This is a genomic window from Pseudomonas sp. ABFPK (assembly GCF_001586765.1).
GTDB lineage: Bacteria > Pseudomonadota > Gammaproteobacteria > Pseudomonadales > Pseudomonadaceae > Aquipseudomonas > Aquipseudomonas asiatica.
Genome location: NZ_LQXW01000033.1, coordinates 1 through 24,636, shown reverse-complemented (window position 1 = coordinate 24,636; position 24,636 = coordinate 1). Strand labels below are relative to the sequence as shown.

The window sequence follows — 24,636 nt, the reverse complement described above, 5'->3', positions numbered from 1 at the left end:
CACGATGACAAGGTCAAGGCCCGGTCAAAGGATTTATCTTCGCCCTGAAATCTTGTCCAACTCCTCTGGCGGCGGACCCTGCTGCATCACAATTGTCCCTTACGATCTTGGCAGAAGATGGCGGACCTAGCAGTTGCCCGATGTCCTCCATCAGGACCAGATTGGCGCCGAACTCGCGGACATACCCGCTAAGGCCAAAGCCCTAGACAGTCAGTCATATGGATCAGGCGTTGAAACGCTGATGGCGGAATTTCCTCTCATAGGTTGCGGTGTGCCCATTTCAGTCTGTGACTACGCGCTTCAGCCGCAGTGCGTTGAATACCACGGAAGCCGAACTTACGCTCATGGCCAATGCCGCAATCATCGGTGACAATAGATGGCCGGTAAGCGGGTAGAACAAACCTGCCGCCAGCGGTATGCCCATAGCGTTGTAGAAGAATGCAAAGCCCAAGTTTTGACGCATGTTCTTCACCGTGGCCACGGAAAGTGTTCTGGCCCGCAGGATGCCCATCAGGTCGCCCTTGACCAGCGTCAACTGGGAGCTGTTCATGGCAACATCGGTGCCAGTTCCCATGGCGATCCCAACATCAGCCCGGGCCAGCGCGGGGGCATCGTTGATCCCATCTCCTGCCATGGCAACCCGGCGCTTATCGCCCTGCAGGAGCGCCACCAGTTGCTCATTGTCCTCGGGTTTCACTTCTCCGTGGACTTCCTCGATGCCGAGTTGTTTCGCGACCGCACGTGCCGTAGTCAGACCGTCGCCGGTGGCCATGATGACCTTCACATTTACTGCCTGTAACCGGGTTACCGCCTCCTTGGAGGTGGGTTTGACCGGATCGGACACCGCTAGCAGGCCAGCGAGCACGCCATCGACGGCCAGGTACATGATGCTCATGCCTTCCAGACGTAGCTGCTCGGCGCGGTCTCGCAACGGACTGGTGTCGAGGCCAGCCTCTTCCATCAAGGTCGTGTTGCCAAGCTGCAGCCGTTTGCCGTCCACATGGCCACGTACACCGATCCCAGAGCCCGACTCAAACGTCTCTGGCTTGGACAAGCTGTGTCCATGCGCTCGCGCATGATCGACAATCGCATGTGCCAGCGGGTGCTCGCTGCCTTGGTCCAGGCTGGCGGCAAGGCGCAAGACTTCGGGTGGCATGAACTGCCCGGTACCGACCACACTATGAAATACTGGCCGGCCCTCGGTGAGGGTCCCGGTCTTGTCGACGATCAGCGTGTCGATCTTGCAGAGGTTCTCGATAGCACTGGCGTCTCGGAAGAGCACGCCACTGCTGGCAGCCTTCCCGGTAGCGACCATGATCGACATGGGAGTGGCCAGGCCGAGCGCGCAGGGGCAGGCAATGATAAGGACCGCGACCGCATTGATCAGGCCGAAGACCCAGCCAGGCTCCGGTCCGAAAAGCCCCCAGCCGAAGAGGGTGACCAGCGCGACCAGAATCACCCCCATGACGAAATAGCCGGCCACGGTGTCCGCCATCCGCTGCATCGGGGCTTTAGAGCGCTGAGCCCGCGCGACCATCTGCACGATTTGCGAGAGCACTGTCTCGGCGCCGACCTTCTGCGCCGCCATCACAAGGCTACCGTGGGTATTCAGCGTGGCACCGATGAGTGCATCCCCAGCTTTCTTCATCACTGGCACGGGCTCGCCTGTCAGCATGGATTCATCGATAGCACTTTCGCCCTCCAGGACCACCCCGTCGACCGGCACCTTCTCGCCAGGGCGAACTCGCAGGTGGTCGCCCGTATGCACGTGGGTGAGCGGAATATCTTCCTCCTGACCATCGGCCCCGATGCGACGGGCGGTCTTGGGGGCAAGGCCCAGGAGCGACTTGATGGCGGCGGAGGTTTGTGAGCGCGCCTTGAGCTCGAGCATTTGGCCGAGCAACGTTAATGAGATGATGACTGCGGCCGCTTCGAAGTAGACGCCAATGCGGCCATCCTGCATGAAAGTCGTCGGGAAAACCTGCGGGAACACTGTGGCCGCAACGCTGTAGAGGTACGCCGCAGCCGTTCCCAAACCTATCAGCGTCCACATATTCGGGCTGCGGTTACGAATCGATGCGACCCCACGCACGAAAAACGGCCAGCCAGCCCATAGGGTCACGGGAGTGGCCAGAATCAACTCCACCCAATTCTGTGTGGCACCATGCAGCAATTGGAGTTGGTGGCCAGTCATGGCCAACACGGTCACGATGACCGTCAGGGGCAAGGTCCACCAGAAGCGGCGGGAGAAGTCCTTGAGTTCCGGGTTTTCGTCTTCCTCAAGCTCCGGTATTACTGGCTCTAGGGCCATGCCACAGATTGGGCAGCTGCCCGGCCCACGCTGGCGGATTTGGGGATGCATCGGGCAAGTGTATTCGGCGTCCGCCGCGTTGCTTGGCTGCGGGGCAGCCGAGTGGTGATGGCCCGCGTCTTCTTGGTCCTGGGGAGGGCTAAGATAACGCACAGGCGCTGCGCGGAATTTCGTCAGGCACTTTTCACTGCAGAAGCGGTATGTCCTTTCCTCGTATAGCTCGAAGTAGAGACTATCCGGTGGCACCGTCATACCGCATACCAAATCGCGCTGACTACCATCCGGTTGCTCATGCGGGTGCGAGTGGTCATGGTCGTGCTGGCACGATGCGGTGTGCATGAATTAGTTCCCTTTGTTGTCCGGTTTGGACGAGTTTTCACCCTTCTGGTGAGAATACCCGCCATGGTTGTGCCCGAAGAGGTGCGTCAGCGGTCAGAGCAACAAAATTAAAAAAGTGTAGTACCTGTGACAGGTGGCCATAGTGCTCACGAGCCACATAAAACAGGCCAAATATGGCCTGCATGATCAGTGCGATACCGCCTTTATTCCGCCAAGAAGGGATTGCCAGATCAGTAACAGGGCGATGGGCTCCGTCATGATCAACTCCCAAGCTGGGTGGGAAATATCGGCCGCTGCCGTATTGCTCAGCCTAGACAACATCTCCTTGTACAGCTGTGACGCCAATCAATGCTCCTGTAAGGGTGTAGAATATTGCTGTGGTGTAGCGTCATGGCATAGATCATTTCTGGAGGCAGCTGATCCTGCTGCTGCACCAGTGGTTACCCTTCAACAATGCGCTGGCTGCCTTGTACCCCGGCGAGGGAGTGCCCAAGCCGCTGGAGAAGTACGACGCCGCCTCCCGGTTGGGAACGCCCTCCATGTTTTCCTACCTGGACGGCCTATACTTGCTCGCCCCCTTCTACCAGGCCTGTCAGGAAGGCCTGCCCAGTGGGCTGTATCGCCTGGAGGAGATCGCCTCTGACCAGTTCAGTCAATGCGAGTACTTCCTCAGTTACTTCCACGACAACGTATTGGAAGACGAGGTGCGGTTCGTTCTCCAGTTGCCGGCCAAGGTAGTCTTATGCGACCTAACAGCTCAAACCCCAGACCTGATACATGCGGTGCGGTACAGCGCTGATCGGGTCACTCTTCGCTGTTCACCCTCCCACTTGGCCTTTGCCCACAGCAGACGTCGAAGGTGAAACTGTTCGGCGGGCTCACAAACCTCCTCCAGTGCTCTCGCACAAAGGGGGAGCTTAGCGAGCTGCTTTTGGAAACGTGATAGGACGTGCAGCTCCCGACCGATGCGGGTGCGCGTGATCCTGACGGGTCTCCCATCTACGCCACGAAGCCACTGTGCACAGTCCCTCACCTGCTCGGCGAGTTGCGAGTCGAGGACCGCAAACGCGCCGGCGCTATCAGCTCGGCTTGCGTGGACACTGCCACCGTTCGCAGTGCGGTCCGTAAGCCAGATCCGATCGCATCGGTAAAGCCATGCATAGTTACGACATTGGTGAGCATGCAGGTGCCGATAGTCATTCTCGAAGGCTGTTCGGCGCTGCCGACGCTCGCGCAGGAATCTTGCGTCTCTCCATGCGCTTGGGCCGCAGTGAACGGCGCGGATAGTCCGGTAAACATAAGCTAGGGATACACCCAGCGTGTCGCCGATTAGCCGTGCTTCCTGCCCGGCAAAAGCCAGCCTGCAAACTGCTGCGGGTAGGCCTTTCCATCCCTCAGGTATGATCTCTCTTGGCCCTGGTGGTGAGGAATGGATATCAATCAGCGTCGCACGCTTACCCACAGGTGGCGACGGTTCTTCATGGCGAGGGATGCAAGCTAAGTCGACCTCCAATGCGGTGGACAGCACAATGTATTTGAGTGGATGGTGAGTGCATCTGGGTTTCCGGAGCAGCTTGGTGACCCACGTCGCGGGGGATCCAGCAGGGGCTTCTCGAAGCACCGAATACTCCCAAGCGGCTGGGAGCGCTTTGAAAAAACTGGCCATGTGCGCAGCCAAACGGCGCAGGTCCAATCGCCGTTTTGCTCCAGTGGTCAAATCCAGGTTGGCAGCCCCTTGCAGGAGCCAAGTACGTACGGCGGGAGCTGAAAGAGGGTTGAGCTGTCGGCGCTGATTGAAAATTGACCCACCCTGCCGATTGAAAAATGACCCAGGGCTGCTTGCCGATTTAGACCCCGGCAATTGTGGATAAGCCTAGCAGTCGACAGCGTCGTAAAAGTGCTGACCCTGCACTCAGCAAGGCCAGCCCAAAGAGGTCAAAACGGGTCGTCCTCCGCCTCCTCGATATCCTGTCGCCTGCGCTCCCTCGCCTGGATCTTGGTCTTGGCCACTAAGGTGCTGTTTTGCAGGCGGTACGATTCATTCCCCGTCTCGACGATGTGGCAGTGGTGGGTCAATCGGTCGAGCAAGGCCGTGGTCATCTTGGCGTCGCCAAATACGCTCGACCATTCGGCGAAGCTGAGGTTGGTGGTGATGATCACACTGGTGTGCTCGTAAAGCTTAGAGAGCAAAGTGGAACAGCAAGGCCCCGCCGCTCTGGCTGAAAGGTAGGTAGCCAAGCTCATCAAGGATTACCAGATCTGCACGCAGTAGTCCTCGGGCGATACGCCCTGTCTTACCCTCGTGCTTCTCACGCTCCAGCAGGTTGACCAGATCGACCGTGGAGTGGAAGCGTACACGCTTGTTGTGTTGGGTGATGCTGGCCACCGCCAGGGCGGTGGCGAGGTGCGTTTTACCGGTGCCAGGGCCGCCGATGAACACCACATTTTGAGCTGTGTCGGTGAAGGTCAGAGTGGACAGTTCCTTGATCAGCCGGGCATCAGCGCTGGATACACCGAAGTCGAAGCCAGCCAGATCGCGGTGTATGGGCAGTTTCGCCATATTCATCTGATGATGTACCGAGCGCACTGCCCGGTCGGCGTGTTCCTGATCGAGGAGATGCTCGATCAGCCATTTCGATGAGGCGGTGGTGGATTCACCTTGTGCGGCCAGATCTGCCCAGGCAGTGGCCATGCCGTGCAGGCGTAAGTCTTTGAGTTCCTCTGTAAGATCACGCATTGCGCACCTCCTCATCTGTGCTGCGCAACCGGTCATAGCGCGCGGTATTGGCGATAGGGGTAACTTTCAGTTGCAGGTTGGTTTCGACCGAGGGTGGTGCTTCACGGGTGGTCAGACGGGCCACGATATTGAGGATGTGGTCAGCGCTCAGGCTGCCAGATTCCAAAACCAGCTCAACCGCTACGAGGACAGCATCCAGGCCAGCGACGGGCACGGCGGCCAAGACCTGGGTCATGACCCGATCACCCTGTAGATGCCGCCGCAGCCCGCGCCTGAGCAGGCGTAGTGGCTTGGGTAGGTCGGCAAACGGGGCACCATTGCGTAGGGCTCCCGGTTTACGCTCAATGAGGGGGATATAGTGTTGCCAGTCGTAGCTGACCTGATCGCGATCAAACAGGCGCTCGTGGCTGGCAATCACACCATCATCGGCAATCACGACGATTCGCGAGGGATAGAGCCGACTGCTGACCCACTGGCCAACACGCTCACAGGGTACTGAATAGCGGTTGCGGGCCACGTTGATCAGACAGGTGCTGGAAACGCGAACCGTGCGCTCTACATAACCGTCGAAAGGCGTCGGCATCGGCATCATTTCGACGCGCTCCAGTTCTAAGACTTCTGCAACGGTGAGGCCGTTGTACTGCGGATGGATCAGCTCGTGCCACAGAGCCCGACAGCGCTGGGCAAGCCAGGCATTCAACTCTTCGAAGCTATGGAAAGTATTGTCGCAGGCAGACAGCCAGATGCGGCGCCGACTATCTTGGACATTCTTTTCGACGATACCTTTTTCCCAGCCGGACGCTACGTTGCAGAAGTCCGGGTCGAACAGGTAGTGCGAGCACATCACCATGAAGCGAGCGTTGACCGTGCGGCCTTTACCCTTGGAGACCTTGTCGACCGCCGTTTTCATGTTGTCGTAGATGCCGCGACGCGGCACGCCGCCCATGGCGGCGAATGAGCGGGTATGGGCATCGAACAGCATTTCATGCCCTTGGCTGGGATAGGCCACTAGCCAGAAGGCTCGGCTGGCACATAGCTTCATGTGCGCGACCTGGACACGTCGGAAAACACCGCCAATCAGCAGGCCTTCCTCGCTCCAATCGAACTGGAAGGCCTCGCCCAATGCGAACGCCAACGGCACAAATGCCCGTACCGCCTTGCCTTGCTCTCCGCGCCAATGACGAACGAAGGCAGTGAGCTGGCTGTAGCCGCCGTCATAGCCTTCAGCGCGGATCATGGCCAGCAGCGCCTTGGCACTGCGACGATGTTGCTTGGCCCTCAAGGCATCAGCCCGCAGCGCCTGCTCCAACATCTCGTGAAAGGGACTGAGCTTGTTGAACACGGCTCGACGCTGATAAACCGGCTGCTTGGACTCCGACGCTCTGACCCATTTTCGGATGGTGTTGCGCGACAGGCCGGTGCGCTTGGCTATCTCATGCAACGACAGCTTGTCGCGGAAATACATCCGCCGAATTTTGCCCATCATTTCCATGCTGATCACCCTGTGTTCTCCTGCTCAAAAATTGAGCAGGTACAGTGGAACACCTGGGTCAGTTTTCAGTCAGCACAATGGGCGAAACTGGGTCAGTTTTCGGTCAGCGGCAACACAGGAAGGCCCTCTACCAATGCCAAGGCAGCCTTATACTTCTCCTGATATTTCTGCTTCAGCAAGGAATACATTAAAGTATTAACGCCCTTAGCCTTAAGCGTATCTAACTCAAGTTTCAACCCTGCCAAGTCGGCTATTAAACCTTCTGATTTTTTGTCCATGGCCACACGATCCTAGTGTGCAGATTCTGAAAGCTCCGCCCAAGATAGGGTTAGGTCAGCGACGTCAAAAAAAAAGCTACCTCTTGAGAGGTAGCCTTTGATGAGTTAAGCAAATAGATCCGAGATCGCCAGATTTTGAACCGCAGAATCAACCTTCATCGACTCCAGGACCTGTTCGTGCTCGGCGTTACTGATCGAATGATGGCGTATGTAGGAACGCAGATCGGTACCCGCTAGATCGCGCGCCATGCGTTGCCAGAATTGCGCTCGGCGAGCCATTGCATCGTACTCAGCAGCCTTGCCCTTGGCCAATTTGACCATGCCGTTGTTCAGGTAGAACTTGGCACTATCAGTCGGAGCCAGGCTTTTTGCCAAGGTGTAGAACGCATCATCGAACTCGTCTACGAAACACATTGCATCTGCCGGGTCGATCTCCATCTCGGCGGCTTCTTCGTAGTAGACGATGTTGCGATCCTTACCCTCAAAGCGGTCACGGATCGTTCGCATTGCCGGACGTCCAGGGTAGCGGTGCTTGTTGGTGGCTTCGAGGTAGGCATCCTGCAAGCCCATCTCCTGCGCCGGACTCTGCCAGTCATCGAACTTGAACCAGCGCTGCTCTGGGATGATGCCCTTCTCTACGGGAGTGACATCGTCGATCAGGTAGCGCTTCCCCAAGACACGGATCTCATACCACTCCGACAAGGCCGGGAAGGCATGGTCGAAGCCGTAGCTCAGTGACCAGGCAAAGTCGATGGCCAGCAGATTCTTCGCCGTGATGAATTGGAAGGTGACTCCACGAAGGATCTCGTTGGATTCCGTCCTTTCCAGCTCGCCGCGGAACATCCGCGCATCGTGCTCCTCTGCCCGCTCCTCCTCCAACACATCCAGGGTCAGCAGGTACCGCAACAGTTCACGGCGCATTTCTGCGTTGTAAGCTGTTCCTGTGACGTTGATGTAGCCGGCGTCCGAGTGTGTTCGCCCGATCCAGTCTCGACGCCCCATATCCCAGCGGGTGTTGATGAGATGGTTCCGGAAGCGATTTATCCCGGACATGTGCCCGTGTTTCTCGGGCGCAGACGCAATCATTGCCTCCATGGACTTGTCACGCTCACCGGTGACCGTGCACCAGGCACAGCCAAAGCGAGATCCGCACGCCGCCTTGTTACCACCGTCGCCGGTAATGATCGCGCACGTGCCTTCATTGGCTTCCTTGTAGAGCTCCAGGCACCAATCGAAGTTATCGACGAAGGTCCGATAAGGACCGCCACGCTTCGCCTCGCACGCCATGAGGAACTCCCACACCTCCTCCATCTCCCAGTCAGCGATGATCGAGCAGTTGTACGAGCCGTGCTCATTGAGCACCAGCCGGCCAGCCTCCTCCTCACCCCGTTCGCGCATATTGGCCGCACGGGTTGCCGACTCTGACAAACGGGTGCCCACGAAGGTCACTAGCTCACCTGGAGACTGCAGCGTCGAAAGCAGCTGCTTGAGGGCCTTCTGCTGCGGGCGCAGCTTCCAGTCGATCGAGCAGCTTCGAGAGGCGCCAGCAAAGACCGGCAGTTTTCCACGGCCAAGGGTGGCGTAGGCAAACGTCGAGGTCATCGAGGGCTGCACTTTGACCACTGTGATTGGCAATCTCTGCTTGGTGCAATACATCTCCAGCTCAGTGATCATCGCCTCGGCATAGATGTCCATGCCTGGGTTTTCAGTGCCGGTGTTGGCGTTTGTGACAAAAGCCGCCGGCACGTACAACCCGGCCTCGACACGGCGCCGGATAGCCTCCAGCATCAGTACCAGCACAACCGTGCTGTCCTTACCGAACGAGGTAGCAGAGCTGCAGGTGAATCCTTGATCGATGATCTGGTCGATGCGCGCAATGCAGGCTTCCGCTCGCGCAACGATCCGGGCAAAGCGACCAGCACTGTCCAGGGCTGGAATAGCGTGGGTGTAGTCGTTTAAGGCGATCAGTTCGGGTACAAGCATCTGATTCATGTTGGCATCTCCAGAAGGAAGTAGGCTTCGTATCGTGGGGATGCTCAACAGCGAGCATGAATCTTCTGAACTTGACGACATCGGCTGTCCAATCAATCCGGCTCAGGCTATCGCCATTAACTACTCTTCATCGTCGAAGCAGCACATGCCAGGCGCCTGGTTATCTGAGTCATCAGGTAGCACCTGGCGACCTCTCATAATGCCTTCACATACAAGCACCCACGCGATGTCGAACGTTGGGGACGTGATGGGCGAGAGGCATGGGGAAGGCGCAGACTGGCCAGGTCCTGCGCCAACCAGGTCAGAGCGTTTCGATCATGAGTTGTAGCGGCGCAGCGCTGGCGCCGAGTAGAGCTAGGTGCTGTAGGTTTGATGCGCTGAAAAACGCATTTCCCGCTGCCACAACTGCCTGAGCTCTGGCTAGGTGCATTGGCACCTCGCCAACCCACTTGGCGGTGGCGCCCAATGCCCGCGGCTTCATCGTGAGCACGTCCGCCGGCGAAGTTGTGGCCAAGTTGCGGATCGGAGTGATCAGGTTGCTGATCATCAAAGTCTTCGTGTCACCCTTGAAGAAGTCGAGTCCATCGATCCTGGCGAGTACCACGGTGTTCGTGGGCCATCCAAGGCCGTCATCTGGCCTGCGATTGCTCGTCGCGAAGAACGCCTCTGCTTCTCGCTCGGTCATGGGCACTTCCTTCTCGATCGCCGCATAACCGCGCTCCGCTCTGCCTTTAAGGCGCTGGTAGGTCACGGTACCGATAGCGCCCATGAGGCGCTGCTTCAGTTGGACCAAGGCCTGATAGTCACGGTCCAGCTGCTCGATGAGGGGCATCATTGCGCCAAGGCCTTCAATCATCGCAGTGATGGTGTCGATCCGCCGGCGCCGATCAATGAGTGCATCAATGCGTTTTCGTTCCCGATTGAACGAGACCCCAAAGTGAGTCCTGCCACAGTCACCGCCGATCGCCGTCTCTTTCCCGTCGCTGGTAGAAATCAGGTACCCAGTGAGGTGCGGTTGGCGGCAGCTGGCAATCCCGCAACTGACTCTATCCTGAAAGCGGTATGGAGCCAGGACAGCGCCAAAACGCCGCTGGTCGTGAGGGAAGAATGCCAAAGCCTCTTCAAAATCCGGCCTGGCCCGCAGATCGTCGTAGCTTGAAATGAGCTCCGGTTCTTCAGTCAACAACTGGTCAATCTCCAAGTCAATTGGTGATGGCAGGGTGCTAACTGTATTTAATCACAGTGTCAGGCTGTGTGGTGATCAACGGGCGCTGGATCTGTCACCAGCGGTTAACTGGGCGCGCAGGAGAAACCCCTGAGGTATGAGATCAGTCTGCCTCAGAGGGGCGCGGACCGGCGGCAGCCGCCCATTGTTCCAGCATGTCTCCATGCTTCGCCCAAAACTCCTCGTGCTTGGCGTCCTGCTCAGCGAGCGCCTCGAACACCCGCGTCGGCCAACCCATGAAGGTGACATTCCTCATTTCGTTGTTGAATGCGTAGATGCTGGCGCAGGTCGCTCGGTTGGCGCCGCCTGGATACAGCGAGTAGCGGAAGCGGTCACGGATCTCGATCACCTCCATAACCCGGACCTGCGCTATGATCGCGAGGACTATCAGAACAGCCTGGGTCATTTCACCTGCATTCTTGCCGACCTTGCGCAAGTAGGCTGGACGTTGACTTACAGGTTTGGCTAACAGCTCCCGGATGAAGCCTTCTGATTCCGTTTCGAACACGTGGAGTTGATCAACTGAAAGGGCATCGAAGGTCTCTTTTACCTGTACCAGGTCGAAGGACTGCTTCAACCAAGTCGCCAACGCCAGTGCATCCTGCCAGGCAAATTGCTCGTAGCTAGCCATATGCGCATCACGCGGATCTGCTTTTTGCCGCCTCATACCCCAGAATCCCCACATTCAAGCTGATTAATTTGTCTCATCACATGCACGTCAACTGCAGATTACGGGCGGGGCAGAGCCTAATAGGCTGGCGGGGCAGCCACAAGGGTGGAGGGGATGCCACTAGATCGGTAAGGCACTTGACTGCTAACGCCCGCAGCCGGCCGATACGCGTAGTACCTTGGGCGAGTATACGAATCAAACAGATTTGCCGGGCCAGTGGTGAGACCTGATGGACCGCCAAACGGTAAAACCCCCAGCCTTGGCCGGGGTGTGTAAAGCGTTTACTGAAAGCTGACCACGCAGCAAGCGCACTCGTCAGAGCTGCGTGCGGTGATGGCTAACCGGAAAAGACCCTGAATATCAGTCAGCCGGGGTTTTCCTTTGATCAAGACCAGGACCAGCAGCCGCGGCCTCACTGGCGAGAGGCCAGTTCAGCAGCCCGGGCGGCGGGCGATGGAGTTTCTTTGATTAGGCGGGCAAGGAAGGCGGTGTAACTGGCCTGCTCGTTGATGTGCATGATGCAGGCGAGGAAGTCTTTGCGCTTGCGCTCAAGCCAATGCTCGGCCTTGGCGGAGCCCTCAATGGGCAGGCGTTGGGTAAAAAGGGTGTAGTCGTTTAGGGCGACCTGTTGTGGCCAGGTGAGTTCGGATACGAGCAGCTGATTCATATTGGCATCTCCAGGAGGATGTAGGCTTCGTATCCTGGAGATGCTCAACACCGAGCATGAAATCTGCTCGGCAAAACGACATCGACAGCCCAGTCCTACCGGCGCAGGCTATCGCTACTCACTACTCATCATCGTCGAAGTTGTACATGCCCGGCGCGAGGTTCTCGAAGCGGGTGTACTTGCCGATGAACGCCAGGCGCACAAAACCGATGGGGCCGTTACGCTGCTTGCCGATGATGATTTCAGCCACACCCTTGTGCTCGGTCTCGGGGTGGTACACCTCGTCGCGGTACACGAACATGATCACGTCGGCGTCCTGCTCGATCGCACCGGATTCACGCAAGTCGGAGTTCACCGGGCGCTTGTTCGGCCGCTGCTCCAGGGAACGGTTCAGCTGCGACAGGGCGATTACCGGGCAGTTGAACTCCTTGGCCAGGGCCTTGAGGGAACGAGAGATCTCGGAAATCTCATTGGTCCGGTTGTCGCCGGCGGAGCCCGGGATCTGCATCAACTGCAGGTAGTCAACCATGATCATGCCAATCTCGCCGTGCTCGCGGGCGAGCCGCCGGGTCCGTGCACGCATCTCCGAGGGACTGATACCGGCGGTGTCGTCGATGAACAGTTTGCGGTTGTTGAGCAGATTCACCGCCGAGGTCAATCGCGGCCAGTCATCGTCATCCAGCTGGCCGGAACGCACCTTGGTTTGGTCGATGCGGCCGAGCGATGACAGCATACGCATGATCAGCGACTCACCTGGCATTTCGAGCGAGAACACGAGCACCGCTTTCTCGGACCGCAGCACAGCGTTTTCCACCAGGTTCATGGCGAAGGTCGTCTTACCCATCGACGGCCGGCCGGCCACAATGATGAGGTCGGCCGCCTGCAGGCCGCTGGTCTTCTCGTCCAGGTCGGTGAAGCCGGTCGAAACGCCAGTGATGTCGCTGTCAGAGTTGAATAACGTGTCGATGCGATCGATGGCCATCGTCAGGAGATCTTTGACACCCACCGGCCCGCCGGTTTTGGGCCGGGCTTCAGCAATCTGGAAAATCTGCCGTTCGGCCTCGTCGAGGATCTCCGAAGCGTTCCGGCCTTCAGGGTTGAAGGCACTGTCTGCGATGTCCGTGCTGATGCTGATCAGCTGGCGCAGGGTCGCCCGCTCCCTGATGATCGCAGCATAGGCTTTGATGTTGGCCACCGAAGGGGTGTTCTTGGCCAGCTCTGCCAGATATGCCAGCCCGCCAACCTGGCTGCTCAGCCCTTCCTTGTCCAGGCGCTCATGCAGCGTGACGATATCGAATGGCTCGTTCAGGTCCGCCAGCTTGTGAATGGCGCGGAAAATAAGCCGGTGATCGTGCCGGTAGAAATCGCCGTCGGAGACCTGATCGAGCACGCGCTCCCAGGCATTGTTATCGAGCATGAGACCACCGAGCACGGATTGCTCTGCCTCGATAGAGTGCGGTGGCACCTTCAGCGAGGAAGTCTGTAGGTCGAGCTGCTCTGAAGCGTAGTCTTCGTTCATGTGGGCATCTTGTTCAGTAAGTTGAGGGCGCTTGCGAGTGGAGAGGCGTCAACGGGCTTTATGGCGGCTTTCTCGCGCCTTTTCGGCGCCGCCCCCTACCCTTGCTCTCGACTTTGTTCGCCGCCCCTTCTGCGAGCTTCTGGACGGGCATGCGGCCAAGGCGTGGGTTAGGGTCAATCCTCTCTACCCCCATCTCTTGTTCAGTGAAGTCGTGCGTACCCGGCTCCAAATTAACGAAGCGTGTGTATCGACCCTCGAAACCAAGCCGGACGAAACCGGTCGGGCCTTCTCGCTGCTTGCCGATGATGATCTCTGCGGTACCAGCAAAACGGGAGTCGGGGTTGTACACCTCATCTCGATACACAAACATGATCACGTCTGCGTCTTGCTCGATAGCACCGGACTCGCGCAGGTCGGAATTCACAGGTCGCTTGTCCTTGCGCTGCTCCACCGAGCGATTGAGCTGCGAGAGAGCAATCACGGGGCAATTGAACTCCTTCGCCAAAGCCTTGAGCGACCTGGAGATAGCCGATATCTCGTTGGTCCGATTCAGGCCGCCGTACCCGGGGATCTGCATCAGCTGCAGGTAGTCCACCATGATCAAGCCAATCTCGCCGTGCACGCGCCGAAGCCTACGTGTGCGGCTGCGCATATCCGAGGGACTCAAGGCCGGGGTGTCATCAATGAAGAAGCGCTCATTCTTGTTGAGCGCGTTGGCAGCCTTGGTCAGCTTGGTCCAGTCCTCATTCAAGAGCTTCCCTGAGCGGACCCGCGACTGGTCAATGCTTCCCATTGAGGAGAGCATGCGAGTCAGCAGGGCATCGCCCGGCATCTCCATGGAGTAGACCACGACCACTTTTTCCGATCGCAGAACGGCCTCTTCCACGATGTTCATGGCAAACGTGGTTTTGCCCATGGATGGCCGGCCGGCCACAATCACGAGGTCGGCCGGGCGCAACAGGCTCAGCTTGCTGTCGAGGTCGGTGAAGCCCGTCGATTGGCCAAGCGACTCAAGGCCAGACTCATGGGCGGTCTCAATCTTCTCGACGGCTTTTCTGAGCAGAGCCTCGATACCTACCGGCCCGCCCTCTTTCGGCCGTTGACCGGCCACGGACAGCATCTTTGCTTCGGCATCATGCACAAGATCTTCCGCGGTACGGCCGTCCGGGGCGCTGGCGCTTTGCTCGATCTCCGTGCAAACGCCGATGATCTTCCGGAACTGAGACCGCTCGCTGACGACGCGTGCAAAAGACGCGATGTTGGCGACAGACGGGGTGTTATCGGAAAGCTCTTTCAGATAGGCCAAGCCACCTGCATTCGAGAGCTCACCCGTTCTTTCCAGCGCCTCTTGCGCTGTGACGACATCAAGCGCATTCCCCTCTTCAAGCAGCTTGGCAATAGCCTTGAAAATGAGCCTGTGGTCTGCGCGGAAAAAATCAGATTCGACGACCAGGTCAGAGACTCGCACCCACGCCCGTGGGTCGTTCAGCAACCCGCCTAGAATGGCCTGTTCGGCTTCAACAGAATGCGGCAGCTCCCGGCTCGGGGTCTGTTCGTATTCAGCCGCTAGATGGATATGGTCGTTCAAACCTCAGGCCTTACTCATGGAAATGCTGGGGGTGGATCGGGCCGAAAGCTGCGAGCAGTACCTTATTGAGGCCCTGGTGCGAGCTGACAGCTGGGTTTCGGGCACGATGTTCCTTGTTTGGGTGCCTTGAACGCAACTACCTTGCGCTGGGTGGCCATCCTGGTTAGAACTTGACCTCAATCAACGCAGCCCGCCCACTGCGGGTTTGAAAGTCGCAAAGGCCCAACTGAACCACCCGTGGCTGCCGGTGAGCTATGCAGGTAGCGACCTGGGCGCGGAATGCTTTGAGTTCAAGTGGCAGCACTGAACGGCCAGTAGCGGCCTGGATCTTGTCGCTGAACTCCTGCAACGCGGCCTTCAGACCAGCATCATCGAAGGTCTGGTCTGCGGGTTCGGCATTCGTTGTTGGGTTCAACATTGAAAATCTCCAGAGAGGGACTCGGGGCGACTGCGGCTGAACTCACATCCTTAGCGGCGGGATACAGCCAAAAAATCGTAACACGTACCTATAATCCTGAAAGCCGTATCGAATGTCAATCAAATGCCCAAGGCACGAAAACGACACATAACTAACTGAAATTTCTATTATTCCTGCGGAACCATGAGGTGGGTCGGAAACGCTGGAATACAGAACAAGGGGTAAGCACTAAAGCTCTTCCGCCAGCTCAGTATCGAACTCTTCCGCCGGATTGCTTTGCAGCGCCTGGATGGCAGTTGTACCGCCGGCTTCATTCTCGGAGGTGGATGCTGCAGGAACAACCCAATTGTATTGGTGCCCAACGAGCAGCCGTGATGTCACCTTATTCCACAGACTAGAGCGCCAGCGCAAGATCAGGTACTCCTCGACTTCCTTGCGACCTAATGGAATTGCGCAGAAGGACAGTTCGTAGTTACTCGAATACACTTTGACTAGACCCTCTTTGTCGCTGGCATCAATACCGAAGCGATCACAGGTGCCCTTCGCAAATGAGTGGTTTTTAACGGAGGTAAGGTCACGCATTCGGGCGCGTAATGCCGATGTCTCACCGACGTATCGTGCAACACCGGCTTCCCAGATCACGTAAACGCCAGCGTCACGTGTGATGTCCTTTTTCCAGTCATGTTTACCGGCCAAAATTCGCCGCGGGGCCGCTTTGAGTGCAGCTTCGTAGTGACGCAATTTTTCCTGGACGTTCATGTAGCCTAAATTCCTCGGTGATGCTTAATGGAGCTATCGGTCCCTTGATTTCACTGACTGGGCATTACTATTTAAATCATACTCAGCGAATATCGTAACACGCCTTCTATCCTGGGATGCAATGCACGCTTTCCTGTATGCGCCCTGAGCTTGAATGCTCACGACATCGCCCTTAGCCCCCGAGACTGCCCCTTCAAGCTGATACCAGCCGTCCGTTGTTTCCAGGGTCGTAATGGTCGAGAAAGCAGAGTCATGCAGCACAAGAGACTTCACCTCTCCAGCAGGCCGCGTAACTTTATCCGGAGAGTAATGGTAGTCACCCAATATAACCAAGGCCACCAACATTAGCGCTATAGGTACGGCGATAAGATAATCTCTAACTGTCGGATCAATGGCTTTCCATTTTTTGACAAGCATAAGAAATGTTCCTTATTCCTAAAATTGAGTTCGATTTATGAGCAGCCCAAGAAATCAGCTCATTTTAATTTCATTGCGACTCCGCCGCTGCCGCCACTTCCGAAAGGCAGTGAATGAATCACACACCAGTCCATGCCAAATCAGGCCCATAATTGTCAGTACAAAATAGTCTCGCGGCCCATCCAGGACCGCACGACTTTGAGCGTCCAATAGCTCAAGAGGAGTGAATAATTTTCCAACCAAGGAGACTAGCAGGGCAACCAGTACTAAAACCGCTGCTGAGCGCAATAAGCTCAGAATCGTGAATACAACGATCATTGCGAGCGCTTTGAGTGTGTGGATTGTGAAAAACCGAGGTCGCTCACAAACTCCGAGCCAGTTTGTCTTCCAGCCAGAATCACCATTCTTGAATTTTCGTTTCATCTCGATTCGACCTGTACTGATTACTGGGACTGGACGGACGGTGAACGCGAGATTGCCGGCCCGGTATGCGGAGCACCGTCAGCTTGCTCCTGGGAAGCCTCCTCACCCTCGCGTTGAGCATCACAGCGCTCGTGGACATCTACGCAAGCGCCGCCGCAAGGTGCTGCCCGTTTCTTCTTGAAGCCGAACCCATGCCCTGTAGCCAGGTGTACAAACGGCAGTGCCGCCCAGTACCCAACCACAAAGGAAGCGGCCTTAGCGGTAAGACCTGGCAATTGATATGCGAACGACGAAGCGAGAAACGCGAGAAGGCAGACGGCGCCCACCACATATTTGCGCCGAATCTGAATTTTGGAGGTCCGCCGGCAGGCCGCGGTTTTGGAGCTACTCATTGTGCCGTTCCCTCGAACGCCGCTGCCTGGCGCTCAACTAATGCACAGCGCTCCTTGACCCAATCCAGATCCCTGACCCGGATGTCTTGCGCACTCCGATTGGCATCCACCAGGAGCCGAGTCGCGCATTTGGAATCACGGGCCGCCGCCTGAATTTCCTCGCTCGTCGCCGAGGAAAAACTGGTCCTCAGATTGTTCAACCCAAGGCCCTTATAAGCCAACGGCCCGCCGACCAGGGCCAGCAAAGCTACCCCCCAATAAACCGCACGTCTGCGGGTGTGTTTTGCTGAAGTCACCATTGATCTCCCGACATGGTTTGCATGGCGAGAAAATAACACATAACGCGTACAGATAATTCATGTAGTATCGAAATCGAGCATCAAGGCCCATTGCCTTACATTTCTACAGCCCTCAGGCCCCTGCATAAGGACACTAAACAGAATGAAATGGGACGATTTGGACAAGCGACAGCAATGGTGGGTTACAGGCTTTATGGCCTTAAAGCTGTGGAATCAGTGGCTCCTTGTGGCTATCTGCGCACTGGTCACGTCAGCTGTGTTCTTTTACCCGATGCTTCAGATCCGTGAGCTGTACGGGAAGACCGCGTCAGCCATTTTCTACGCCGCAACCTATTTCCTCAGCGCCAAGCACATTGGCTTTTGGATCATCAATCCTATCTGCGGGCTCGTCAGCCTCAACAAAATCCAGCGATCGTATGGCCCCCTCACCCGCCGGCAGGTCCAGGAATGGTTCGTCGAGTGGTGTTACACGCCGATCGACCTCTACGATGGGTCGGCACTGGACATTGCGCAGTTCGCCCGGGCAAACGGCGAAGGTAAGTAAAACCGTATCATCTGCTCGGCCTAGTCCCAGCCTGTAAGTCGAGGCCGAGCGTCATTGAAGCCATTGCCCCTCAAGTAGCTGCCAGGCCTAGCCTAGGCCCTAGACCTCAACTTCACGGCGCAACCGCCCTGAGTCGAAGGTGACGGGCTCAATCATCGTCCTTGGCAAGGCCGTACTCACTAAGTGCAGGCCCAGGCCCACCACCAATGTCGTAGAGCTCCTCCGGCGTATAGAGGCTGTCATTGCCCTCAAACAGCTCATCACCACCACGATTTCCAGCTCCAGCGCCCGACTTCGATCTGCGGCACCACACTGCGACATCTCGAATGAAGAAGCCCGCGGAGATGACTGCGAAAGCAAAGAATGTGAGCAGGACGCCCTTCGTCACGAGGATCAAGGCACCGGCTCCAAGGAACGCCAGCAACCCCTTCTGAATAGAGTGATCTGGGTCGCGGAGATGGCTCAGGCTGCAGCCGAAAGACAGCATCACCAGGGCCGCAGCAATCGCCACGCCTACATCCGCTTCTGCACTACTATCGATGGTTCCCCAGATACCCGCTGCCACAGGCCCTACAATCGCGGCCAGATGGCGCACCACGGCCAGCGGGGTGCGACGAATCCAATCCTCAATAGCCCAGAGGGTACGAGTTGAAGGCTTCATTTGAGGTGCCCGAACCAGGTCGGCCAATCGGTCCACTGCGGTCACCATGTTGCGTGTCGCAGATTGACTCACCACCGGCATGGCAGCGAGATCCTGGATGACCTGCACACAACGCTTGAACTCTGGAGTTACCCGCTTGAGTGAGGCTGCGTTGAAGTAGGCCAGGTCAATGCTGCCTGCGTACAAACCAAGGTAACCAGCAATCAGAGCCTCGGCTCGCGCTAGTTCTCGCTCAACAATTTTATACTGATTCATCGCTCATCCTTTCGAGTGCCGTCACTTCCTAGTACTACAACCATTCAGGGGATTCCTACGCCGCTTTGTGCTCTGGGGGAGCCACCGCCATCCAGCAATCAATCCCAAAGCGGTTCACATACCCCTCTCGGAGAAGTGCGAAGGCGACGCCCGCAGGGGAATACTACTAACTATCAAGTATAGATACGCCAGTGGAATCTATAAAATCAAAATATTAAAACACGCCCGTGAGTGGATAGGCATAGCTCAGTGACCGGTTCTTAGCGAAGTGGCAGAATTCAATTATTGGTGTAACATAAACCGTAATCCATGAGCTGAAACTTTACAGCTCAAGCCGGAAATATTTAAGTGCCATCCAGATGGCTGACATGCTCACTCATCATTTCACCATAGTTCAGCATAAATATCTTTTCGTGAGCGAAGAGCGTGAAGCGTTCTGGGTAAGTGAAGGCCTAAACCCTTCAGAAGCTGAAGACCTTGCATTGATTCCCGTAATTGCACTGACATTGAATGTTCCGGGCCTCGACCTCTATCACCAGAGGTTCTTCAAACGCAATGATAAAATCTCGATAGCTAATTTTCTATACGAAGCTTGGGCATCAAACCCATTCCTCAAAGGCATCCCAGACCAATTATGCATTGACGAAGAGCTACTGAGTATCGTCCCCCTGAAGGGAATCCTTCAGCTAATTGATCCTGATGGCCAGCTCAAGGAAATTGTGACCGATGCTGGCGCCACTTTCGGCGCTAGCAAGGCTCAGGCGCACGAGCAATCCGTAATTTACTGGGAAGATTTCGAACTATTGAGAAAGCCAGCGTCAGTAGACTCCCTACTGAACCTTATAGGCAAGAAGGTTTCTGAACGCCAAAGCATCTTTGTAGAATCCTCCCGTCATGACAAAAGAAAAGATCATCTACTTGAACAACACCGGGCAATATCACCCTCATTACCATCAATCTCTTTAAGACCAGACGAATATTTTCGTCTTGATACCGACTGGGTAACCAAAGAAAGCTCGCAAGTACCTATGCCGGCCACAGGCAAAGCATACTGCTATAGCGAGGAAAATGACGATCATCGCTGGATACATTGGCTGTTCCTCCAGGACGAAGATGAGGAGCCAAATGGCGATGGCGATGGCGAGGCGGGTGATCAATATAAACTTATTGACGAAACCAGACATTATTGGTCACCAGAAGCCAAGGGCTTAATTGCCACGCTAAACGCCTTGGCGTACCCCATCGCAGAGTATTTGCCTGAGCACATTTCAAGTCAGGCACTCAGGTCATTCATGAAGGGGCGGGTACCACTATCGATAACCATGACCAAAGACCTCCTGCGCTTAGTTAAAACACTACCAATTGTCATTTATCCAAAAACAATTGAGGAGTGCACAGCCGCCTTCGGACATATAACTCGCCATGGGCACTGCAAGTATATGTTCGAGCTAACAGGAGGTGAACACGCAAGCCATGAATTCCGTTTTTTTGCCGGCAACGCACCTACTTCAGGACCTTTTTTTATAGTTATCCAGGTTGGCAGCATGGCTGATGACCCAATGCTGAAGAGCGCGCTTTTCTGTAAAGAGGATGACCTTGACATTGGTCACGCGGGTTTTGCAGCACTGTCTTATTGGGTTGAGAAACTGCCTGAGTTCAACATAAAAGGTATCTGCACCCTAGTTTTAGATATGGTTGAAAAAATGCTGCACGCCTCGATGAAGGGCCGTAAGAACTGACTCTAATAGCTACATAAACTAGCAGGTGAGTGGCGGGCGCGGATCTCGGCGTGGAAGCGTCACCCCAATGACCCGCCTCGCGTACGTGCCCCAGCAAAAAGTGCGCCAGTGGAATGCCGGGGTGTGCCTATGCGTGGCGTCCCCGGTTACGTCTCTCAGCTCGCCGTAGGCCCACCGTCGTGGCCCATTGCTCTTCACTCTCCAAGCGCTTCCTCTTAAAGTGGTCGCTCAACTGCGTTATGGGGCAGGTGCCACGGTGCGCATCGGTTGTACGCAGAACTCCATCATTTGGAAACGCAATGGGTCAGAACCCCTACAGTGCGCAGTACGAAGCTGCTGTCGCCGCCCTTGCTGCGGCTGAAGTGGGCTTGCAGGAGCAATACGAACTCTACGGCCACCTGCATCGCTTTGATGAAGGCCATGCCAAGTTGGCGCTCAAAAATGCCGAGATGAAACTAGAGGAGCTCGAACGAGAGCGTTCCCAACTGGGTGGATTAACCCTGATCGATCGTGCAACAGTCCACGATGCCGTCTATCGACTGAACCGCTCGTTGCTCGGGCAAGCATTCGATGCTTTGACCGGACGGGTTCCTAAACCCCCCAAAATGTCCGAGGCAGAGGAAGCCAAGTTAGCCGAAAAAGCTGCACGGTTGGATGCATTGACTTGCGAGAATGGAGAGATAGCCACCCAGCAGCATCTGGTGCAGAGGCTTCGATACGATCTTCAGTTCCACTCTACCCTGGACTGGCTCGAAACCGATTCCGACTACGCCACCTACAGTTCGCAAATCGCAAGACTGCAGCCAGCCGTTGAAAGTCTTTCAGCCAAAATTTCTAGGTTTGAAGAGCATATTCGTGTGCCGCAGGCACAGTGCCTCAAATATCGCGAGCGTCTGGTTGTGGCCAAGGAGAAGCTGGCCCAAGCGGTCGATTTCCGAGATCGCCACCGAAACGCACCACCACGTTCAGTGGAGGCCGCGAAAGTTAAGGGGGCTTGCAGTAACTACTTCGGAACAGATGACATTGCCCAAGTCGTCAGGCACAAAACCAGTGATGTTGAAGACCTTGAACGTGAGCTCGCAAAATGGGAGCAGCAAATGGCGTCGCTCCGGCAGCGCGATAGTCGAGTAATCGAGCGGCTGATCATTGACGGGAACAACCTATGCAATCGTGGCCGGGGCAAGAATCAACAGTTCATCGGACTGAACGCTTTGAGTGCACTCGTTCCGGCACTGCTTTCAAACTGGCCTGGCAGTGAGATCATTCTGGTCTTTGATCCAGGCATCACGAGAAAGCTTCAGGTTTCGTGGGAGGACATTCAACGCACCTTCCCAGCGTCAGTAGAGACGTACCGCGTCGACAAAGGCCGCAGCGCCGATGAAATGATCATCGAATTGGCATATTCCCCGAACGCTTACATCATCAGCAACGATCGTTTCGGAGAGTTCAGCTACCGACCTGCCATCAAGGAAAACAGAGTCTTTCGCCATGACATTACCAGGGCAAACATCTTGGTGAATGAGCTGTGGATCTCGGTGGAATATTGCTCTCCAGGCTGAGGCGGGTAGGCCTCCCCGCCCTCCATGCCACCCTATGAGCCGGGCAGCACGGAGCCCTAGAAGCCCCGACAGTTCGACATGCTGGAGTGTTCGACCAAAAGCCTGTCAACCGCCGTGGCCAGGTCGAATTCAGCTCGCTGTAGCGCCAGAAACAATTCTGCGCTGGTAACCGTCTCATCGTGCGCATACTTCAAGTGCTCCGCACGTGCGGCCCTGAAGCGCTCGATCGCGTCAAGGGTGTTCTGATCCAGGTGCAAGCTGAGAGGCAGCTTCAGATCGCTGGTGGTTGGTATAGCCATTTTCCTGTCCATTGCTCGGTAAAAACCAGACCTTCCCCTGCTGAGTCATGGGTGTCGATCAGATGGTTCCGTTACGGCTGTAGGAAAAGTCAGCAGGCCAAGCCATGGCGGCTGAAACGCCCAGTATGCGCTTCACACTGTGCAGTGCGCAGCGCATACTGAGATGCGCGCTGCATCGGTTGCAGAGAGGCGGCGAGCGTCCTGAACCCATTTTCTATCGGTTCCAAAAGCCTACAGATCCCTCCTACCCCGTGATGATCGAGCTATTCTCGCGGGCGCCGGAAGGCCTGGAGCACGAAGAAAACGCAACGCTGACCCCATCCCAACAGACGAATCGGTTTCGAGCTTGAGCGCCATTTTGCTGAACGAGGACTATTACCAGTTCCTACTGTCCGGCCGCCAGCAGGGTGAGGAGCTGACTTATATCGGCGCCGATCGCCTTATCCCCTTCAAGGCTAAAGCCTGGCTCGACTTGTCTCAGCGCAAAGAAAACGGTGAAGGCGGGGCAGACAGTAAGGACATCAGAAAGCACCGGAACGATGTCCTGGCCCTGACCAGTCTGCTGACCGGCGAAGTGATCGAGCTGCCCGAAAGCATCACCGCGGACATGCAGCTGTTCCTGGACCGCCTGGCTACCGAGGATCTCGACTTCAAAGCACTCAAGATCCAGGGTGACCTCCCGACCATTGTCGGCCGTATTGCAGAGTCCTTCGGCCTTCAGATGACCGCTTAAAGCGAATCGCCCCGCACCATTCGCGCCCGACGTTCAAGTCGGGCGCCGTCGCCCTCCCCTAGTTCGATCAATCCGTGATCGTCATTACTTCACGGAAACGGATTCGGTCACCACGAACGAGACCACACCGCCCAACGCAACGCCGTCCAGGCCTTCCTTCCCATCTTTGTCGACCACATAGCCTTTCAGCTCTCGCTGCTCAACTCCGTCACACGACAGTGTGGCGGTCGCAGCCACATGCTTCTTCATGCTGTTGTTCCATTCGAGGGGGATGCCCAGAGCGCAGTCGCCGCCGGCCAGGACCTGAGAAAAATCATAATCCACCTTGCCAGCCCCACCTGCCCGGTACTCGGTCGGCAGAACAGTGCCAAGCGCAGGATCACCGAGGTGATAGAGTTTTGCGTAGAGGACAGCGCCCATTGGGATGGTCACGTTGATTTTTTTGTCATTGCACCCTGCCAGCGACAGAGCGATACAACCGAACACGGCAAGATTTCGAAGTGGTGACATGCTTTTTCCAGTTTGAGAATGGGTGTCAAAAGTCAGCAGTGCTAAGCCAGCGGCCATGCGATTCCGCTAAGGAAGGTCTGAAGTAACCCTGTATTTCCGGTCGACTTCAGCCCTCGCTGCTTTTGAAAGCGGGCCGTCGATCAAAATCGACCAGGTAACCCGCTCAGTTCTCCGTTTTTGGCCGCCGCGAGCACCTCGCAGCAGCCATTTTCCGCATTACAGGTGCACCTTTCCTGCGGTAGTCAGCAAATGTCGGCGCGCCATCCATAGGTTCGACAGCGCGAACAGCGTCACCAGCTGAGCGGTGTTCTTGGCCAGGCCACGGAAGCGCACCTTCACGTAACCGAACTGGCGCTTGATCACTCGAAACGGGTGCTCGACCTTCGCTCGCACTTGTGACTTGGCCTTCTCGATCTTGCGCTTGGCTTTGTACAGGGCGCTGCGTTTATCGAGCTTCTTGTAGGTGCTGCGGCGTGCTGCGACCTGCCAGATCACTTCGCGGCCAGCATGTTCGGGGCGCTTTTCGACGCCGGTGTAGCCGGCATCGGCGCAGACGACGTTCTCGTCACCGTGCAGCAGTTTGTCGACCTGGGTGATATCCGCCACGTTGGCTGCCGTGCCTACCACGCTGTGTACCAGCCCCGACTCATCATCTACGCCGATGTGCGCCTTCATGCCAAAGTGGTGAGTCGGCCACAGGAACTGCCCCCGTAGCCGCTCGCAGAACCGTACGTGACACTCTCGCGTCATACGGCTCCCGTTATCCAACCTGTTGCTCGGTTACTTGCCAGTGATAAAACAGTCGAGGGG

General features: G+C 56.5%; 21 protein-coding genes and 3 pseudogenes. 5 read left to right on the top strand and 19 right to left on the bottom strand.

What is annotated here, in order from left to right:
• Positions 1-280: 280 nt before the first annotated feature.
• Complete coding sequence (locus WM94_RS19125) at positions 281-2,650, bottom strand: heavy metal translocating P-type ATPase (protein ID WP_004575964.1); 2,370 nt, start codon at positions 2,648-2,650, stop codon at positions 281-283.
• Between the two features lie 392 nt (positions 2,651-3,042).
• Between WM94_RS19125 and WM94_RS30835 the strand changes: the two are divergent.
• Positions 3,043-3,393, top strand: a pseudogene (locus WM94_RS30835) (helix-turn-helix transcriptional regulator); the annotation flags it as partial.
• A gap of 14 nt (positions 3,394-3,407) precedes the next feature.
• On the opposite strand, the gene WM94_RS29380 reads toward WM94_RS30835, so the two are convergent.
• The 14 genes and pseudogenes from WM94_RS29380 to WM94_RS19050 form a co-directional block, all read right to left on the bottom strand.
• Positions 3,408-4,316: a TnsD family Tn7-like transposition protein gene (locus WM94_RS29380; protein WP_100226654.1), complete on the bottom strand. Its 909-nt coding sequence runs from the start codon at positions 4,314-4,316 to the stop codon at positions 3,408-3,410.
• A gap of 269 nt (positions 4,317-4,585) precedes the next feature.
• Positions 4,586-5,387: pseudogene (gene istB, locus WM94_RS19115) on the bottom strand (IS21-like element helper ATPase IstB).
• Positions 5,380-6,879: an IS21 family transposase gene (gene istA / locus WM94_RS19110; RefSeq protein WP_167398656.1), complete on the bottom strand. Its 1,500-nt coding sequence runs from the start codon at positions 6,877-6,879 to the stop codon at positions 5,380-5,382. The pseudogene istB and the gene istA overlap by 8 nt, the downstream one beginning before the upstream one ends.
• 92 nt (positions 6,880-6,971) lie before the next feature.
• The gene (locus WM94_RS19105; RefSeq protein ID WP_004575968.1) at positions 6,972-7,157 is read right to left on the bottom strand and encodes a hypothetical protein; all 186 of its coding nucleotides are present in this window, start codon (positions 7,155-7,157) and stop codon (positions 6,972-6,974) included.
• A 105-nt stretch (positions 7,158-7,262) separates the two neighbouring features.
• Entirely contained in the window at positions 7,263-9,149 is a 1,887-nt protein-coding gene (locus WM94_RS19100) for a phosphoadenosine phosphosulfate reductase family protein (RefSeq protein ID WP_004575969.1), read from the bottom strand.
• A gap of 301 nt (positions 9,150-9,450) precedes the next feature.
• A complete protein-coding gene (locus WM94_RS19095) occupies positions 9,451-10,335 on the bottom strand; it encodes a hypothetical protein (protein ID WP_016487012.1) in 885 nt (294 codons plus the stop codon).
• Positions 10,336-10,477: 142 nt separating this feature from the next.
• Positions 10,478-11,005 (bottom strand): hypothetical protein, encoded by a 528-nt coding sequence (locus tag WM94_RS19090; protein ID WP_016487011.1) that lies wholly within the window; start codon positions 11,003-11,005, stop codon positions 10,478-10,480.
• Positions 11,006-11,456: 451 nt separating this feature from the next.
• Complete coding sequence (locus tag WM94_RS19085) at positions 11,457-11,711, bottom strand: hypothetical protein (RefSeq protein WP_016487010.1); 255 nt, start codon at positions 11,709-11,711, stop codon at positions 11,457-11,459.
• 121 nt (positions 11,712-11,832) lie between these two features.
• Positions 11,833-13,230, bottom strand: coding sequence for a replicative DNA helicase (dnaB, locus tag WM94_RS19080; RefSeq protein ID WP_004575970.1), 1,398 nt, complete (start codon positions 13,228-13,230; stop codon positions 11,833-11,835).
• Positions 13,231-13,288: 58 nt separating this feature from the next.
• On the bottom strand, positions 13,289-14,818 hold the full coding sequence (gene dnaB, locus WM94_RS19075) for a replicative DNA helicase (protein WP_004575971.1): 1,530 nt from the start codon (positions 14,816-14,818) through the stop codon (positions 13,289-13,291).
• A 163-nt stretch (positions 14,819-14,981) separates the two neighbouring features.
• The gene (locus WM94_RS19070) at positions 14,982-15,236 is read right to left on the bottom strand and encodes a hypothetical protein (RefSeq protein WP_004575972.1); all 255 of its coding nucleotides are present in this window, start codon (positions 15,234-15,236) and stop codon (positions 14,982-14,984) included.
• Positions 15,237-15,464: 228 nt separating this feature from the next.
• Positions 15,465-15,995, bottom strand: a complete 531-nt coding sequence (locus WM94_RS19065) for a GIY-YIG nuclease family protein (protein WP_004575973.1) — start codon at positions 15,993-15,995, stop codon at positions 15,465-15,467.
• A 33-nt stretch (positions 15,996-16,028) separates the two neighbouring features.
• Positions 16,029-16,412 carry a hypothetical protein gene (locus WM94_RS19060; RefSeq protein WP_004575974.1) on the bottom strand — a complete coding sequence of 128 codons (384 nt, stop codon included), beginning with the start codon at positions 16,410-16,412 and terminating at the stop codon, positions 16,029-16,031.
• 811 nt (positions 16,413-17,223) lie between these two features.
• A complete protein-coding gene (locus WM94_RS19050; protein ID WP_016487007.1) occupies positions 17,224-17,526 on the bottom strand; it encodes a hypothetical protein in 303 nt (100 codons plus the stop codon).
• 142 nt (positions 17,527-17,668) lie between these two features.
• Between WM94_RS19050 and WM94_RS19045 the strand changes: the two genes are divergently transcribed.
• Entirely contained in the window at positions 17,669-18,070 is a 402-nt protein-coding gene (locus WM94_RS19045) for a hypothetical protein (RefSeq protein ID WP_016487006.1), read from the top strand.
• Positions 18,071-18,218: 148 nt separating this feature from the next.
• Here the strand turns inward: WM94_RS19045 and WM94_RS19040 are convergent, their stop codons facing one another.
• Entirely contained in the window at positions 18,219-18,986 is a 768-nt protein-coding gene (locus WM94_RS19040; protein WP_016487005.1) for a hypothetical protein, read from the bottom strand.
• Between the two features lie 359 nt (positions 18,987-19,345).
• Here WM94_RS19040 and WM94_RS19035 point away from each other — a divergent pair, with 359 nt between their 5' ends.
• The gene (locus WM94_RS19035; protein ID WP_004575976.1) at positions 19,346-20,725 is read left to right on the top strand and encodes a hypothetical protein; all 1,380 of its coding nucleotides are present in this window, start codon (positions 19,346-19,348) and stop codon (positions 20,723-20,725) included.
• A 299-nt stretch (positions 20,726-21,024) separates the two neighbouring features.
• Positions 21,025-22,284 carry a hypothetical protein gene (locus tag WM94_RS19030; protein ID WP_004575977.1) on the top strand — a complete coding sequence of 420 codons (1,260 nt, stop codon included), beginning with the start codon at positions 21,025-21,027 and terminating at the stop codon, positions 22,282-22,284.
• Positions 22,285-22,340: 56 nt separating this feature from the next.
• On the opposite strand, the gene WM94_RS19025 is transcribed toward WM94_RS19030, so the two are convergent.
• Entirely contained in the window at positions 22,341-22,583 is a 243-nt protein-coding gene (locus tag WM94_RS19025; RefSeq protein WP_004575978.1) for a hypothetical protein, read from the bottom strand.
• Positions 22,584-22,929: 346 nt separating this feature from the next.
• Between WM94_RS19025 and WM94_RS19020 the strand changes: the two genes are divergently transcribed.
• The gene (locus tag WM94_RS19020; RefSeq protein WP_231995378.1) at positions 22,930-23,316 is read left to right on the top strand and encodes a hypothetical protein; all 387 of its coding nucleotides are present in this window, start codon (positions 22,930-22,932) and stop codon (positions 23,314-23,316) included.
• Positions 23,317-23,400: 84 nt separating this feature from the next.
• Here the strand turns inward: WM94_RS19020 and WM94_RS19015 are convergent, their stop codons facing one another.
• Both WM94_RS19015 and WM94_RS19010 read right to left on the bottom strand, forming a co-directional pair.
• Complete coding sequence (locus tag WM94_RS19015) at positions 23,401-23,883, bottom strand: hypothetical protein (protein ID WP_146048268.1); 483 nt, start codon at positions 23,881-23,883, stop codon at positions 23,401-23,403.
• A 159-nt stretch (positions 23,884-24,042) separates the two neighbouring features.
• Positions 24,043-24,513: pseudogene (locus tag WM94_RS19010) on the bottom strand (IS5-like element ISPpu18 family transposase); the annotation flags it as partial.
• Positions 24,514-24,636: the final 123 nt, after the last annotated feature.

Excerpts from the sequence above, each read along its gene's own strand:
- WM94_RS19045 (WP_016487006.1), top strand. The coding sequence starts at position 17,669 with ATGAAATGGGACGATTTGGACAAGCGACAGCAATGGTGGGTTACAGGC.
- WM94_RS29380 (WP_100226654.1), bottom strand. The coding sequence starts at position 4,316 with ATGGCCAGTTTTTTCAAAGCGCTCCCAGCCGCTTGGGAGTATTCGGTG.
- WM94_RS19040 (WP_016487005.1), bottom strand. The coding sequence starts at position 18,986 with ATGAATCAGTATAAAATTGTTGAGCGAGAACTAGCGCGAGCCGAGGCT.
- WM94_RS19025 (WP_004575978.1), bottom strand. The coding sequence starts at position 22,583 with ATGGCTATACCAACCACCAGCGATCTGAAGCTGCCTCTCAGCTTGCAC.
- WM94_RS19030 (WP_004575977.1), top strand. The coding sequence starts at position 21,025 with ATGGGTCAGAACCCCTACAGTGCGCAGTACGAAGCTGCTGTCGCCGCC.
- WM94_RS19015 (WP_146048268.1), bottom strand. The coding sequence starts at position 23,883 with ATGGCCGCTGGCTTAGCACTGCTGACTTTTGACACCCATTCTCAAACT.
- WM94_RS19050 (WP_016487007.1), bottom strand. The coding sequence starts at position 17,526 with ATGGTGACTTCAGCAAAACACACCCGCAGACGTGCGGTTTATTGGGGG.
- istA (WP_167398656.1), bottom strand. The coding sequence starts at position 6,879 with ATGGAAATGATGGGCAAAATTCGGCGGATGTATTTCCGCGACAAGCTG.
- WM94_RS19070 (WP_004575972.1), bottom strand. The coding sequence starts at position 15,236 with ATGTTGAACCCAACAACGAATGCCGAACCCGCAGACCAGACCTTCGAT.
- WM94_RS19105 (WP_004575968.1), bottom strand. The coding sequence starts at position 7,157 with ATGGACAAAAAATCAGAAGGTTTAATAGCCGACTTGGCAGGGTTGAAA.
- WM94_RS19060 (WP_004575974.1), bottom strand. The coding sequence starts at position 16,412 with ATGCTTGTCAAAAAATGGAAAGCCATTGATCCGACAGTTAGAGATTAT.
- dnaB (WP_004575970.1), bottom strand. The coding sequence starts at position 13,230 with ATGAACGAAGACTACGCTTCAGAGCAGCTCGACCTACAGACTTCCTCG.
- WM94_RS19065 (WP_004575973.1), bottom strand. The coding sequence starts at position 15,995 with ATGAACGTCCAGGAAAAATTGCGTCACTACGAAGCTGCACTCAAAGCG.
- WM94_RS19125 (WP_004575964.1), bottom strand. The coding sequence starts at position 2,650 with ATGCACACCGCATCGTGCCAGCACGACCATGACCACTCGCACCCGCAT.
- WM94_RS19085 (WP_016487010.1), bottom strand. The coding sequence starts at position 11,711 with ATGAATCAGCTGCTCGTATCCGAACTCACCTGGCCACAACAGGTCGCC.
- WM94_RS19090 (WP_016487011.1), bottom strand. The coding sequence starts at position 11,005 with ATGGCTAGCTACGAGCAATTTGCCTGGCAGGATGCACTGGCGTTGGCG.
- WM94_RS19035 (WP_004575976.1), top strand. The coding sequence starts at position 19,346 with ATGGCTGACATGCTCACTCATCATTTCACCATAGTTCAGCATAAATAT.
- WM94_RS19100 (WP_004575969.1), bottom strand. The coding sequence starts at position 9,149 with ATGAATCAGATGCTTGTACCCGAACTGATCGCCTTAAACGACTACACC.